15 protein-coding genes are annotated in these 14,106 nt (G+C 70.0%); 5 read left to right on the top strand and 10 right to left on the bottom strand.

Annotated elements, in window-relative coordinates; translation table 11 throughout:
- Nucleotides 1–15: 15 nt before the first annotated feature.
- From FHS07_RS04920 to purS, 6 genes are all read right to left on the bottom strand, one after another.
- A complete protein-coding gene (locus FHS07_RS04920) occupies nt 16–945 on the bottom strand; it encodes an NAD(P)-dependent oxidoreductase (protein ID WP_343054604.1) in 930 nt (309 codons plus the stop codon).
- Nucleotides 946–1,072: 127 nt separating this feature from the next.
- Complete coding sequence (locus FHS07_RS04915; protein ID WP_183418737.1) at nt 1,073–2,527, bottom strand: FAD-dependent oxidoreductase; 1,455 nt, start codon at nt 2,525–2,527, stop codon at nt 1,073–1,075.
- Nucleotides 2,524–3,018 carry an ureidoglycolate lyase gene (locus FHS07_RS04910; RefSeq protein ID WP_183418736.1) on the bottom strand — a complete coding sequence of 165 codons (495 nt, stop codon included), beginning with the start codon at nt 3,016–3,018 and terminating at the stop codon, nt 2,524–2,526. Before FHS07_RS04910 ends, FHS07_RS04915 begins: the two co-directional genes overlap by 4 nt.
- Before the next feature lie 102 nt (nt 3,019–3,120).
- Nucleotides 3,121–3,834: a GntR family transcriptional regulator gene (locus FHS07_RS16425; protein ID WP_183418735.1), complete on the bottom strand. Its 714-nt coding sequence runs from the start codon at nt 3,832–3,834 to the stop codon at nt 3,121–3,123.
- A gap of 10 nt (nt 3,835–3,844) precedes the next feature.
- Complete coding sequence (gene purQ / locus FHS07_RS04900; RefSeq protein ID WP_183418734.1) at nt 3,845–4,552, bottom strand: phosphoribosylformylglycinamidine synthase subunit PurQ; 708 nt, start codon at nt 4,550–4,552, stop codon at nt 3,845–3,847.
- Nucleotides 4,549–4,797, bottom strand: coding sequence for a phosphoribosylformylglycinamidine synthase subunit PurS (gene purS, locus FHS07_RS04895; protein ID WP_183418733.1), 249 nt, complete (start codon nt 4,795–4,797; stop codon nt 4,549–4,551). Before purS ends, purQ begins: the two co-directional genes overlap by 4 nt.
- A 334-nt stretch (nt 4,798–5,131) precedes the next feature.
- On the opposite strand from purS, the gene FHS07_RS04890 reads away from it, so the two are divergent.
- The 5 genes from FHS07_RS04890 to FHS07_RS04870 are packed head-to-tail and all read left to right on the top strand — an operon-like array spanning nt 5,132 to nt 10,968.
- Nucleotides 5,132–6,415: an extracellular solute-binding protein gene (locus tag FHS07_RS04890; RefSeq protein WP_183418732.1), complete on the top strand. Its 1,284-nt coding sequence runs from the start codon at nt 5,132–5,134 to the stop codon at nt 6,413–6,415.
- Nucleotides 6,412–7,536: an ABC transporter permease subunit gene (locus FHS07_RS04885; protein WP_183418731.1), complete on the top strand. Its 1,125-nt coding sequence runs from the start codon at nt 6,412–6,414 to the stop codon at nt 7,534–7,536. The genes FHS07_RS04890 and FHS07_RS04885 overlap by 4 nt, the downstream gene beginning before the upstream one ends.
- Nucleotides 7,533–8,438 carry a carbohydrate ABC transporter permease gene (locus tag FHS07_RS04880; RefSeq protein ID WP_183418730.1) on the top strand — a complete coding sequence of 302 codons (906 nt, stop codon included), beginning with the start codon at nt 7,533–7,535 and terminating at the stop codon, nt 8,436–8,438. Before FHS07_RS04885 ends, FHS07_RS04880 begins: the two co-directional genes overlap by 4 nt.
- Before the next feature lie 29 nt (nt 8,439–8,467).
- Nucleotides 8,468–9,922, top strand: coding sequence for a glycoside hydrolase family 1 protein (locus FHS07_RS04875; RefSeq protein WP_183418729.1), 1,455 nt, complete (start codon nt 8,468–8,470; stop codon nt 9,920–9,922).
- Between the two features lie 32 nt (nt 9,923–9,954).
- Nucleotides 9,955–10,968 carry a LacI family DNA-binding transcriptional regulator gene (locus FHS07_RS04870; RefSeq protein WP_183418728.1) on the top strand — a complete coding sequence of 338 codons (1,014 nt, stop codon included), beginning with the start codon at nt 9,955–9,957 and terminating at the stop codon, nt 10,966–10,968.
- A gap of 34 nt (nt 10,969–11,002) precedes the next feature.
- On the opposite strand, the gene FHS07_RS04865 is transcribed toward FHS07_RS04870, so the two are convergent.
- From FHS07_RS04865 to FHS07_RS04850, 4 genes are all read right to left on the bottom strand, one after another.
- The gene (locus tag FHS07_RS04865) at nt 11,003–11,794 is read right to left on the bottom strand and encodes a MerR family transcriptional regulator (protein WP_183418727.1); all 792 of its coding nucleotides are present in this window, start codon (nt 11,792–11,794) and stop codon (nt 11,003–11,005) included.
- Nucleotides 11,787–12,302, bottom strand: a complete 516-nt coding sequence (locus tag FHS07_RS04860; RefSeq protein WP_183418726.1) for a VOC family protein — start codon at nt 12,300–12,302, stop codon at nt 11,787–11,789. The genes FHS07_RS04865 and FHS07_RS04860 overlap by 8 nt, the downstream gene beginning before the upstream one ends.
- A 48-nt stretch (nt 12,303–12,350) precedes the next feature.
- A complete protein-coding gene (gene nhaA / locus FHS07_RS04855) occupies nt 12,351–13,685 on the bottom strand; it encodes a Na+/H+ antiporter NhaA (RefSeq protein ID WP_183418725.1) in 1,335 nt (444 codons plus the stop codon).
- Between the two features lie 110 nt (nt 13,686–13,795).
- On the bottom strand, nt 13,796–14,050 hold the full coding sequence (locus FHS07_RS04850) for a hypothetical protein (RefSeq protein WP_221189118.1): 255 nt from the start codon (nt 14,048–14,050) through the stop codon (nt 13,796–13,798).
- Nucleotides 14,051–14,106 lie beyond the last annotated feature (56 nt).

Below are 14,106 nucleotides of genomic sequence, written 5' to 3'. Positions count from 1 at the left end.
GCGCTGCGCCGAGACTCAGCCGCCGATGACGACGTTCAGCGGCTCCTCGCCGGCGCGCAGACGGTCGATCTGACGGCGCAGCAGTCGCGCGATGCGCGGGCGCATGGCATCCGTCGCCCCTCCCACGTGCGGGGCGATGAGCGCACCGTCGAGGCTCCACAGCGGGTGGCCGGCGGGCAAGGGCTCGGGGTCGGTGACGTCCAACGCCGCGCGGATGCGGCCACGTCGCACGTGGTCGACGAGCGCGTCGGTGTCGATCAGGGGGCCGCGGCCCACATTGACGACGAGGGCGCCGTCGGGCAGGGCGGCGAGGGCGGCGTCGTCGATCACGTGGCGCGTCGCATCGCCCCCGGGAAGCGAGGCGATGACGATGTCGGTCTCGGCGAGGACGTCGCCGAGCTTGCCGAGCGGGAAGACCTCGACGTCGTCCTGCAGGCGACCGTGCGAGGCGACCGCGCGCACCTCGACCTCGAACGGCTTCAGGCGCGCGGCGATCGCACGGCCGACGCCGCCGAAGCCGAGCAGCGTCACGCGCTGATCGGCGAGACCGGTCGCGGTGCCGCCGATCCACTCGCCGCGGTCCTGAGCCCGCACGAAGTCGGGAAGGCGCCGCTGCGCCGCCAGGGCGAGGGCGACGGCCAGCTCGGCGGTGGCCGTCTCGTGCACGCTCGTGGCGTTGGCGTAGACGAGTCCCTCGGGTAGGCGACCCTCGACGTTGTCGTAACCGATCGATTGGCTCTGGACCAGCCCGACCGTCACCGTCGACAGGGCCTCGATGACGCCGTCCATCGACATGTACGGCGGCACCACCATGTCGAAGTGCTCGCGCGGAGCGGCATCCTCCATGTCCCACACCACCACCTCGACCCCGTCCGGCAGCGGCTGCAGGTCGTCGCGCAGCTGGGTGGTGGGCACGGACACGATCAGGGGCTCGTCGGTGGTCACCTGATTCACGCTACCCGCGCGCCCGATGTTCCGGACTCGCTGGACACGACGCAGGAGATCCGCCGCTGTCCCCGATCGCTCGGGGCCTCGAGCCGGGCGGGGCGTGCAGATCTCCTGCGTCGTGTCCTCAGCCGACGGGGACGGGCGCCGACAGGCGACGGCCGATCTGCACCCCGACCGGGACGTCGTAGGCGAGGTACTCCGACAGCAGTGCCGCAGAGTCGCGCTGGAACAGGCGCCGCGAGAGGGCCGCCGCGAGCTTGGTCGCACCGCCGACGAGGCCAGGGATCTGGTGGCTCAGCATGCCCTGGCTGAGTCGGGCCCCGTGGTTGAACATGTGGATCCGCGACAGCGCCGAGCGATCGGGGGTACTCCGGCTGACGAGGCCGAAGTCGTCGTCGAGGTAGGGGAAGGCGGCCAGTCCGGGGTTCTGCGCGGCGGCCTGGGGCGAGAGGCGGTCGCTCCAGAGCGCGGCATCCGGGGCGACCGCCGCAAGCTCCGGGCGTCGGGCGAGGTCGGCGGCGATCCCCGTGGCGGCGAGAACGACGTCGTAGCGGTGGATGCCGTGCGGCGTGGTGACGGCGATGTCGGTACCGGTCCACTCCACGTGCTGCCACGGCGACGCGGTGAGGAAGCGGAAGTCGTCGAAGGCGTGCGCGCGCCACAGGGCGTTCTGCGTGGCGGGCTGGTCGACGACCGAGAGATGCACGTTGAACGCCCACTTCTGAGCGTCGGTGAAGGAGCCGTAGTTCTCGATGAGGCCGGCGAACTCCATCCACCGGTAGGGGCTCACCTGCGGCATCGCGGAACGTCGCATGTGCACGTCGACGGAGGCCGCCCCGTGCTCGAGCGCAGTCGCCGCGTTGTCGAAGGCGCCCGTCCCCGCGCCCAGGATGCCGATGCGCAGGCCCTCGAGCGAGCCGAAGTCGATGTCGTCGTGCGTGTGGTGCACGCGCTCGGCGGGAAGGCCCGCGAGCAGCGCGGGCACGTGCCGACCTCCGGCACCTTCGATCCCGGTCGCCAGCACGACGTGGTGGGCGGGGAGGAGCCACTGTCCGTCGGGACCGTCGAGGTGCAGCTCGAGGGGGCCGTCGACGGTGGTGATCGCCAGGCGCGTCACGCGGGTTGCGGGGACCACGGTGATGTCGGAGACCTCCCGGTACCACTGCAGGAACCCCTGCCACGCCGTCGTCGGGAAGTATTCGATCCCCTCCCAGGCGTCTGCGCCGTAGACCGCCTCGAACCAGGCGCGCGGGCTCACCGCCGGGGTGCCCCAGGTCGGCCACGCGATGTCTTTCGGCGTGCGCAGCGTGTGCATGCGGGCGTAGGTGGTCCAGGGGCCGGCGGAGCCGGCGGGGGCGGAGTCGATCACGACGACGTCGTCGATCCCGCGGCGGCGCAGGCCCCGGGCCAGCACGAGGCCCGCCTGCCCCGCGCCGACGATGACGACCGGTCGCACCCCGTCGCGCGCGCTGACCCACGACCGCCCGTCGCCGGCGCTCAGGGTGGCCTGATGCGCCGCGTCGCGTTCGAGGGCGGCGAGGCGCGATGCCGCGTCGGAGAGCGGAGTGAGCACGCTCACTCCGCGTCGATCACGACGCGCACGCCGTACGCGTCGTCGAGTCGGTGGTTGTGGTGATCGGCGACGTTGGTGTCGTCGAGCTCGAGGTTGACGAAGTCCATGCTCGGGTCGGCGAAGAAGGGACCGGCGTGCCAGGTGCCCTTGCGCATCGTGATGGCGGTGCGTGGCGGGATGCGGAAGGCCCGCAGGTCGTCGAGGCCCGGCTGCTCGATGCCGGGCGCGGCGACGGCGATCGTCCACTCGACGTCTCCGACCGCCATCAGGGTCTGCGTGGTCTCGAGGTGGCGGGTCACGCGTACGAATTCGGCCGGCTTGTCGTCGAGGCGCATGAGGTAGAAGCGCGGGATGCCGTTCGATACGTCGAGCACGGCCTCCTCGGCGGTGAAGGGGGTGCCGTCCTCCATCGGGGTCAGCACCACACCGTAGGGCTCGAAGCCGGCCGGGGTGATGATCTCAGCGGTCAGGGCGTGGGGGGTGAGGGTGTCGGTCACGGCGGCTCGCTTTCTTCGGGTGAGGCGAGCGTACGCTTGTCCAACAAGTTTGATCAAGACGTGTCAGACGAGTTCACGACGCGGTTACATCGGCGAAACGCGTCAGGAGCGCACGCGGCGGATCAGCGCGTTGCGCAGCCCGGGCGGCGCCGGCAGCTGCACCTCGCGCGACCAGTACCCGATCGCGTCGTCAGCGCCGTAGCCGCAGTAGGTCATCTCGATCACGGGTGTGCCGGGCTCGGCATCCAGGATCCCGGCGCGCACCGCATCGAGCGAGGTCGCGTCGATCCACATCGTCTCCCACGCCACCCGGATGCCGTTGGCCGCCTCGGCGAGATCGAACACCGGCCGACGGGGGTCGAGGTCGGCGGGGCGCGTGAGGGGCACGAGGTCTTCGGCGAGGGCGTAGGGGGCGCCGTCGACCCGCCACATCTTGCGCGTGCGCAGCACCTCGGTGCCGTCGGGCAGGTCGTCGTAGCGGTCGCCACCGGGAACGAGAGTCACGCGCTCGGCGACGACGATGTCGAGGGTCGGCTCGTACCCCGCGGAACGGATCGACAGGGAGTGGTCGAACTGCTCGTCGATACGGCGTCCCACCCCGGGCAGGCGACGGTTGGGCGAGGTCCGCGCGCCCTGCGTACGGTGCACGTAGCCTCGCTCCTCGAGGCGGATCAGTGCCTCACGCACGGAATTGCGGCTCGCGCCCGTCAGCTCGGCCAACCGCGGCTCGGAGGGGAGGGTCTCGGCATCCGCCCGCCACAGATGCAGGATGCGGTCGATGAGCGCGTCCTGATCGGGGGCGCGCTTGTCGGTCACGGGCGGGGCGTCAGGCTGCGGCGCCCACCACGGCGGCGATCGCCGAGGTGAAGAAGCCGAGGCCGTCGACGCCGGAGCGCATCGCGGCGCGGGTTCCGGGCCCGAAGCCGGGCTCGACCGCGTGCTCGGGGTGCGGCATCAGGCCCACGACGTTGCCGCGCTCGTTGGTGAGGCCGGCGATGTCGTCGAGCGAGCCGTTGGGGTTCACGCCCACGTAGCGGAAGGCCACGAGGCCCTCGCCGTTCACGCGGGCGAGGGTCTCGGCATCCGCGATGTATCCGCCGTCGGCGTTCTTCAGCGGGATGACGATCTCGTCGCCCTCGGTGAAGTCGCTCGTCCACGCGGTCGAGGCGTTCTCGACGCGCAGGCGCTGATCGCGGCGGATGAACTGCTGATGGGCGTTGCGGATGAGTCCGCCGGGCAGGAGGTGCGCCTCGACGAGCATCTGGAAGCCGTTGCAGATGCCGAGCACGGGCAGGCCCTTGGCGGCGGCGTCTTTGACCTCGGCCATGATCGGCGCGAAAGCGGCGATGGCGCCGGCGCGGAGGTAGTCGCCGTAGCTGAAGCCGCCGGGGAGCACGAGGGCGTCGACGCCCTTCAGGTCGTGTTCGCCGTGCCAGAGGGCCACCGGCTCGCCGCCCGCGAGACGGATCGCGCGCTGGGCGTCGCGGTCGTCGAGCGAACCCGGGAAGGTGATGACGCCGATGCGGGCGGTCACTCCACGACCTCGATGTTCACCACGTCTTCGATGACGGCGTTCGAGAGCATCTCGTCGGCGAGCTCGCGGACGCGCGCGAGCGTCGCGTCGTCGACTTCTCCGTCGACGGTGAGCTCGAAACGCTTGCCGATGCGCACGCCGGAGAAGCGGTTCTCGCCGAGCCGCGACAGGGCGCCGGCTACGGCCTTCCCCTGCGGGTCGAGAAGCTCGGCCTTGGGCATGACGTCGACGACGATGGTGGGCACTGCAGCTCCAGGAGTCGGGTGGCGTTGTGGAAGCCAGTCTAGGGGAGCGGGCCTGCGGCCTCACCCGTCGCGGGCAGCGCTGCCGCCGGGCCCGCCCCTCCGCGAGAAACGCGATCCGCGGGGAGAAACGTCATGAGCAGGCGTTTCTCGCTCGCGAGAGCGTTTCTCACGACCGGATCGACGCCCCGTCCGCACCGACACCTCACATGGGAGCGCTCCCTTGACGTCGTGGGAGCGATCCCATACAGTCGATCGCGATCGGTTGGGAGCGCTCCCATATGGGCGGCGCATCTGCGTACATCACCGATCCGCACCCACCACAAAGGAGTGATCTGTGAATTCTCGTGCCCTGCGTCGGACCGCGCTCGTCGTCGCCGTCGCCTCCACCTCCGCCCTCGTGCTCGCCGGATGCTCCGGCACCGGAGGCGCCGCCTCGGGCGGTTCCGACGGCGAGGTCACGCTGACCATCGCCACCTTCAACGACTTCGGGTACACCGACGCGCTCCTGCAGGAGTACATGGACGCGCACCCGAACGTGAAGATCGTGCACAACAAGGCCGCGACCAGCAACGAGGCTCGGGAGAACTACTTCCAGAAGCTCGGCAAGACCGGCCTCGCCGACATCGAGGCGATCGAGGTCGACTGGCTCCCCGAGGTGATGGAGTACGCCGACCTGCTGGCTCCCGTACCCGACGATCTGAAGAGCCGCTGGCTCGATTACAAGGTCGAGGCCGCCACCAGCCCCGAGGGTCAGCTCGTCGGCTACGGCACCGACATCGGCCCCGAGGGCGTCTGCTACCGCTCCGACCTCTTCGCCGCGGCGGGGCTCCCCACCGACCGCGCCGACGTCGCGAAGATGCTCGAGGGCGACTGGTCGACCTACTTCGCCGCCGGCGACCAGTATGTCGCCGCCACCGGCAAGGCGTTCTTCGATTCGGCCGGCGGCACCTACCAGGGCGCGATCAACCAGGTCGAAGCCGCGTACGAGAACGCCGACGACGGCTCGATCACCGCCACGAGCAACCCCGAGGTCAAGAAGATCTACGACCAGGTGCTCGCCGCCAGCGCCACGCAGTCCGCGCACCTCGGCCAGTGGTCCGACGACTGGTTCGCGGGCCTCTCGAACGGCGCCTTCGCCACGATGCTCTGCCCCGGCTGGATGCTCGGCGTCATCGAGGGCAACGCCCCCGAGGTCACCGGGTGGGACATCGCCAACGTCTTCCCCGGCGGAGCAGGTAACTGGGGCGGTTCGTACTTGACCGTCCCCGGCAACGGTGCCAACGTCGAAGCCGCCCAGGAGCTCGCCGACTGGCTCACCGACCCCGAGACCCAGGTCAAGGCGTTCGAGAACGCCGGCACCTTCCCGAGCCAGACCGACGCCCTCAGCGCCGACGCGCTGCTGAGCAGCACGAACGCGTACTTCAACGACGCGCCCGTGGGCGAGATGCTCTCCGAGCGCGCGCAGGCCGTGAAGGTGTCGCCGTACAAGGGCACGTTCTACTTCCAGATCAACGACGCCATGCAGAAGGCGCTGACGCGTGTCGAAGACGGAACCCAGGATGCCGCCCCGGGCCCCGGCATCCGTCCCGCTCGTCTCGAGGAGGAGACACCATCGTGACCAGCACACTCGAGCGGCCCGCGCCAGCCGCGGCGTCGGGACCGACCGGCGAGCGCACGCCCCGTCGACTCGGCTTCGCCCAGCGCCGCAGCGCGTGGGACCTGAAGCTCTCCCCGTACCTCTACATCTCGCCGTTCTTCATCCTGTTCGCGATCACGGGACTCTTCCCCATCGCCTACACGGCCGTCATCTCGTTCATGGACTGGGACCTGGTCCGGAACTCCGGCGAGTTCATCGGCTTCGACCAGTACGCCTGGGTGCTCTCGCAGCCCAAGTTCTGGATCGCTCTGCGCAACACCTTCAGCATCTTCCTGCTCTCCAGCGTCCCGCAGCTGATCCTCGCGATCTTCATCGCGGCGATGCTCGATCAGAACATCCGCGCCAAGACGTTCTGGCGCATGAGCGTGCTGGTCCCCTACGTCATGGCCCCCGTGGCCGTCGCGCTCATCTTCAGCAACATGTTCGGCGACCAGTACGGCGTCGTGAACACCACGCTGCAGAGCCTCGGGCTCCCCGCCGTCCCCTGGCACTCCGATGCGTTCGCGAGCCACATCGCCATCGCCACGATGGTCAACTTCCGCTGGACCGGCTACAACACCCTCATCCTGCTCGCCGCGATGCAGGCCATCCCCCGCGAGTACTACGAAGCCGCAACCGTCGACGGCGCCGGGAAGATCCGTCAGTTCTTCTCGATCACGCTGCCGAGTCTCAAGCCCACCCTCGTGTTCGTCATCATCACGGCCACCATCGGCGGCCTGCAGATCTTCGACGAGCCGCGCATGTACGACCAGTACGGCACCGGCGGCGCCGACAATCAATGGCTGACTGTGACGCTGTGGCTCTACAACGTCGGGTGGGGCGAGTGGAACTTCGGCCGGGCCGCGGCCCTGGCGTGGATCCTCTTCCTGCTGATCCTCGCCATCGGCGCGATCAACCTGTTCATCACCCGATCGCTCGTGCGAGATGACGGGGCGCGTGGCGACGCACGCTCGCGCCGCGAGATCCGCGCGCAGGCGCGGGCGGCGAAAGCCCGGCTGAAGACGGATGCCGCGGCCTCGGCACCCGAGCCAGACATCCGCGCGCCGCGAGGCGGCGCTGCACGACAGGAGACACGTCGATGACCGCCGTCAGCCCCGCGCCCGTCCCCGTCGCCGATCGCGACCCGTCCGCCCCGGCCCGCCGACGCCCGCGCCCCGTGCGCGGGTCGCGCCCCGGCTGGATCGTCTACGCGAGCCTCGGCGCGGTGCTGCTGGCGAGCCTGTTCCCCTTCTACTGGTCGCTGCTGATCGGCTCCGGCGACTCGTCCACGATCCGCGACGCGAACCGCTCGTGGATCCCCGGCGGCAACTTCCTCGCCAATGCCGCCGCCGTGATCGGCGACCCGGCAGTCAACTTCTGGCCCGCACTGGTCAACTCCATCGTCAGCTCCGGGTTGATCGCGGCATCCGTCGTCTTCTTCTCCACCCTCGCGGGCTGGGCGTTCGCGAAGCTGCGCTTCCGCGGGGGACCGTGGCTGCTGGTGTTCGTGGTGGCGACCATGGCCGTCCCGACGCAGCTGGGCGTCGTGCCGTTGTACATCCTGTTCAGCGAACTCGGCTGGACCGGCCAGCTCGGGGCGATCATCGTCCCGGCACTCACCAGCGCGTTCGGGGTGTTCTGGATGACGCAGTACCTGCGCCAATCCGTGCCCGACGAGCTGATCGAGGCCGCGCGCGTGGACGGGGCGAGTTCGTTCCGTACTTTCCTCACGGTGGGAGTGCCGGCCGCGCGGCCCGCCGCGGCGATGCTCGGACTGTTCACGTTCGTGAGCGCCTGGAACAACTTCTTCTGGCCGTTCATCGTGCTCGATCGGCAGAACCCGACACTGCCGGTGGCGCTGTCGCTTCTGCAGTCCAACTACTTCGTCGACTACTCCATCGTGCTCGCGGGCGTGCTGCTGTCGACGATCCCGCTGCTGCTGCTGTTCGTCTTCGCGGGCAAGCAGCTGGTCAGTGGCATCATGCAAGGGGCGGTCAAGGGATGACCCTCGCGCCCACGGAAGGAACCCGAACCATGTCCCACACCCGAGCGTTTCCCGACGGCTTCCTCTTCGGTGCCGCCACCGCGGCCTACCAGATCGAAGGCGCGGCGTTCGAAGACGGCCGCACGGCATCCATCTGGGACGCGTTCTGCCGCGTTCCCGACGCCGTCATCAACGCCGACAACGGCGACGTCGCGTGCGATCACTACCACCGCTACGCCGACGATGTGCGGCTGATGAAAGAGCTCGGTCTCCAGACCTACCGCTTCTCGACCTCGTGGTCGCGGGTGCGCCCCGACGGTGGTGCGCTGAATCCGAAGGGCGTCGACTTCTACAAGCGTCTCGTCGACGAACTCCTGAACGCCGGCATCCTGCCCTGGCTGACGCTGTACCACTGGGACCTCCCGCAGGCGCTGCAGGACAAGGGCGGATGGACCGTCCGCGAGACGAGCGAGCGCTTCACCGAGTACGCGCTCGACATGCACGACGCCCTCGGCGACCGTGTCGACGTCTGGACGACCCTCAACGAGCCGTGGTGCTCGTCGTTCCTGAGCTACACCGCGGGCGCCCACGCGCCGGGGCACTACTCGCAGGCCGAGGGCATGCTCGCCGCGCACCACCTGCTGCTCGGGCACGGCCAGACCGTTCGCGAGCTGCGTGCGCGCGATGCCTCGCTCAACCTCGGTCTGACGCTGAACCTCACGGTGGCGGATGCCGTGAACCCGGCGAACCCCGCCGACCTCGACGCCGCGCGCCGGGTCGACGGACAGTTCAACCGCTGGTTCCTCGACCCGGTGTTCCGAGGCGCCTACCCGGCCGACATCATCAAGGACTTCCGCGACACCGACGCCGAGGCCGTGGCCCGCTGGCAGGATGCCGTGCAGCCCGGCGACCTCGACGTCATCTCGACCCCGATCGACTCGCTCGGCGTGAACTACTACCACGGCGAGTTCGTCGGCGGTACGCCGCCCGAGGTCGAGCCACCCGCCGGAGATGCGCCCACCACGCGGCCGATCGGCAAGCCGTTCCCCGCGCACGAGAACCTGTTCTGGCACGACCGGAGCCTGTCCCGCACCAACATGGGCTGGGAGGTGCAGCCCGAGGGTCTCACGCGCCTGCTCGAGCGCGTGAGCGAGGAGTACTCCGCCCCCGCCGGCACGGCGCTCTACGTGACCGAGAACGGTGCGTCGTACGACGACGAGGTCGTGGTCGAAGACGGCGAGACCCGCGTGCACGACACCGAGCGCGTCGAGTTCGTCGAGGCGCACCTGGCCGCCGTCCTCGACGCCGTCGAGAAGGGCGTCGACGTCCGTGGGTACTTCTACTGGTCGCTCATGGACAATTTCGAATGGGCCTGGGGCTACGCCAAACGCTTCGGCATCGTGGCGGTCGATTACCAGACCCAGGAGCGCACCATCAAGGACTCCGGCCGGCAGTACGCTCACATCATCGCCGAGCGCGCACTGGCCACCGAACCCGCGGTGTGACCCTCGCGCGCGGGCTCTGAGGAGGCATCGCGATGGAACTCGCACCCGTTCGAGGCGCCGCCACCATCGAAGAGGTGGCGGCGCGCGCCGGCGTCTCCCGATCGACGGTCTCCCGCGTGGTCAACGGTTCCACCGCGGTCTCGCCCGCGGCACTCGAGGCCGTGCGCCGCGCGATCGACGACCTGCAGTACGTCCCCAATCGCGCGGCGCGCTCGCTGGCCAGCCGACAGACCCGTGCCATCGCGCTCGTCATCCCCGAACAGACCGACCGCTTCTTCGGCGACCCGTTCTTCGCCTCGATCGTCGCCGGTATCGGCGAGGTGATCGGCGAGAGCGACTACATCATGAACATGCTGATCGCCAGTGACGACGTGCGTGCCAAGGCACTCGGGTATCTGCGCGGCGGCAGCGTCGACGGGGCGATTGTCGCGTCGCACCATACGAGCGACACGTTCCTCGAGCGGATCTCCGATGTGGTGCCGGTGGTCTACGGCGGACGCCCCGCGCGCGTGCGCGCCGAGGACTACTACGTCGACGTCGACAACGTCGAGGGCGGCAGGGCGGCCACCGCCTACCTGCTCGCACGCGGGCACAGGCGCATCGCGACCATCTCGGGTGCGCTCGACATGCCCGCCGGGATCGACCGCCTGCAGGGGTTCCGCGACGAGATGGCCGCGAGTGGCGTCGAACCCGCGGCCGTCGAGGACGGCGACTTCACCGAGATGGGTGGGGCGCTGGCGATGAACCGCATCCTCTCCGCGGGTGCCGAGTTCGACGCCGTCTTCGTTGCGAGCGACCTCATGGCGCGCGGGGCCTACGCCGCTCTCCGCGAGAGGGGCATCGAGCCCGGGCGCGACGTCGCGGTCATGGGGTTCGACGACTCATCGGTGTCGACCGCGATCACGCCCGCGCTCACCACCGTGCGCCAACCCTCGCTGGCGCAGGGGCGTCACATGGCATCCGTGCTCCTCGACGTGCTCGCGGGTCGCCCCGCGGCCCACGCGACGATCCTTCCCACCGAGGTCGTGGAGCGCTCGTCGGCCTGAGGGCGCGCGCCGTACGCGGCTCGCGGACGAGCCCTCACTCCCACGCTGCGGTGTCGGGGTCGATGCCGTGCGCGCGAGCGCTCGCGTCGATCGCGTCGCGCAACCACACGGCGAGCCCCGGCCGGACCGCGTCGTAGTGCGCGGCGAAGCGCTCGTCGCCGGCGTACATGCGACCGAGGTGCACCTGCATCTGCCGGGTGAGCGGAAAGTACTGCGAGAAGACGTCGCGGTGGCGTTCCACGAGCGCGTTCGCACGGGCATCCCCGGGTATCGCCCCCGCATCGACCGCCGCGCCGAGCTCGGCATCGAAGGCCGCCATCGTCGCGGTCACGGCCGCCCAGTCCTCGGGCGACCGTGCGGCCGACCGCTCGGCGTACTGCTGCCACTGCGGTGACCCGCCGTATGTCGCGCGCGCCTCGGCGGGCCAGCGGGGATCCCACCCGGGCCCGAAGGCGGCACGCTGCTCCTCGTCGGAGAGCAGGATGCCGCGTTCCTGCGCATCGATCATCCGTCCCAGGTCGGCGTCGAGCTCCCGCAACTGCGCGATGCGGCGCGAGAGCTGGGCGCGCTGCACCCGCAACTGGGCGGCGACATCGCTCCCGGGCTCGTCGAGCACCTGGCGGATCGCGTCGAGGTCGAGACCCAGCTCGCGGTACACCACGATGCGGCGGAGGCGTTCGAGATCGTCGTCGGTGTAGAGCCGGTAGCCCACGCTCGAGCGCGCGGCCGGAGAGGCGAGACCGATCTCGTCCCAGTGGTGGAGCGTGCGTACGGTGAGGCCGAGACGCGTCGCCGTCTCGCCCACCGGCATCCCGAGTTCACTCATGTGCGTCATCATCGTCGCGTCCGATCCCCACCGCGCGCAGGTTCCGGCCCTCGACCGACATCGGGTCGAAGACCTTCGCAGCCGTGAACACGACCCGGGCGTTCTCCGGCGTGATCACCTCGACGTCGCGCGTGTTCCAGGGGGTGTCCCGCGCCTCGGCGGCGACACCGAGCGCGCGCACCGACGAGACCACCTCGTCGATCTGATCGAGGATGCACGCGAAGCTCACGCTCGTCGCGGAGGGAATCGCCGGGGGTGTCGCGTCGATCGTCAACAGAACGTCCTGGAAGGCCCACCGTCGAAGGTGCACCATCTGTCCCGGAATGCCGAAGAGCTCGAAGAACCCCAGGCCGCGGGTCCAGAAGTCGACGGATGCCGCCAGATCGGATGTGGGGAGGGTGACGAACATCGGCATGCCGTAGATCCCGCGGTACAGCGGCGGCGCGACGACGTCCGGACCGGGCGGGGGGACGGGGCTGATGTCGAAGGAGGTGAAATTCTCGTCCATGACCCCAGACTCCCGCCTCACGCCGCGTGAGGGTCAAGCCGGTCGGAGTCAGCGTCCGTCCTCGGGCACCGGCTGCTGATAGACATCGGGCACGTCGTCGCCGTCGGCATCCACCTCCTCCGCGAGCGCGAGCTGCTTGTAGCGCCGGTTTCGCACGATCAGCACGCCCGAGGCGAGCACGGATGCCAGGAGGGACGCGACCATGATCGCGATCTTGGCGTCGTCGGTGTGCGGCGAGCCCTCGGGGAAACTGAGCTCGGCGATCAGCAGCGAGACGGTGAAGCCGATTCCGGCCAGAAGTCCCACGCCCGCCAGGTCGATCCACTTGAGGGCGGGGTCGAGGCGGACCTTCGTCACGAGGGTGAGCAGGCGCACCCCGAGCAGGATGCCGATCGGCTTGCCGAGGACGAGTCCCGCGACGACGCCGAACGTGACCGGGTCGGTCACGGCGCGGACCAGACCCTCGCCGCCGCCGACGGAGACGCCCGCTGCGAAGAAGGCGAACAGGGGCACGGCGATCCCGGCGGAGAGGGGGCGGAAGCGGTGTTCGAACTGTTCCGCGAGATCCATGCCGCGGATCTCGGGCTGGCGACGCGACGCCGCGACGGGGATGGTGAAGGCGAGAGCGACACCGGCGATCGTGGCGTGCACGCCCGACGCATGCAGGAACGCCCACGCGGCGAAGCCGACCGGCAGCAGCACGGCCCACGCGCCCCACGGGGTGCGTGCGAACCAGGCGCGCCCCCGGTGCGCGATGACGGCGTAGACCGCGACGAGCACGGCGAACACCGCCAGCGGCAGCAGCGAGATGTCACTGGTGTAGAAGATCGCGATGATCGCGATCGCGATCAGGTCGTCGACGACGGCGAGGGTCAGCAGGAAGATCCGCAGCGGTCCGGGCAGGTGCGAGCCGACGAGGGCGAGCACCGCCACGGCGAAGGCAATGTCGGTCGCGGTGGGGATGGCCCATCCGGCCAGCAGGCTCGGCTGGGTGTGGACGATGGCGACATAGGTGATGGCCGGCACGGCGACGCCGGCGACGGCGGCTGTCACCGGCACGATCGCGGTGTTCAGCCGTCGCAGGCTGCCGACGACGATCTCGCGTTTGAGCTCGAGCCCGACCATGAAGAAGAACACGGCCAGGAGGCCGTCGGCCGCCCACGCGCCCACGCTCAACTCGAGATGCCACGGCTCGTAGCCGAACCGGAAGTCGCGCAGCGCGAAGTAGGACTCGGACGCGGGGGAGTTCGCCCAGATGATGGCCGCGATCGCCGCGACGACCAGCAGCATGCCGCCGACGGATTCGCGGCGGAGGAGGGTGGTGACGCGGTGCACCTCGGCGTAGCCGGGCCAGCTCGGGGCGCGCACGGTCTCGTGGCTCATGAAGATTCCTCAGGGGTCGATCGACAGAATGTCGACCAGACTTCCCGACGCACCGGGACCCATTCTACAGCGAGGGAGCCGCGCGACCGGGTTCGATCGCGCGGCACCGCTCAGGCCGACTCTTCGTCTTCCTCGGCGTTGAAGTGCGAGGCGGTGTCGGAGTGACCCGCGGCGACGCCGTCGGGGTTGCTGGGGATGGTGCCGTCGGTGCCGAGGCCGCCGGGCTTGGGTTCGCCCTCGGAGTCCGAGGAGGTATCGGCGTCCGAGTCGGGAGCGCCCTCGGTGGGCGACACTTCGACGTCGGCGCCCTCGTACGCGTTCTCGTCTGCGGCGGCCTGCGAGGGGTCGGAGATTTCGGATGCCATGGGCGTGCCTCTCGTCGTCGGTGGCGGAGCGCCGGTCGGTGCCCGCCGGATCGCCG

The sequence above is a fragment of the Microbacterium proteolyticum genome (assembly GCF_014192415.1).
Taxonomy (GTDB): domain Bacteria; phylum Actinomycetota; class Actinomycetes; order Actinomycetales; family Microbacteriaceae; genus Microbacterium; species Microbacterium proteolyticum.
Note: the sequence above shows the minus strand (reverse complement) of the source record. Positions and strands in the feature narration are given on the sequence as shown.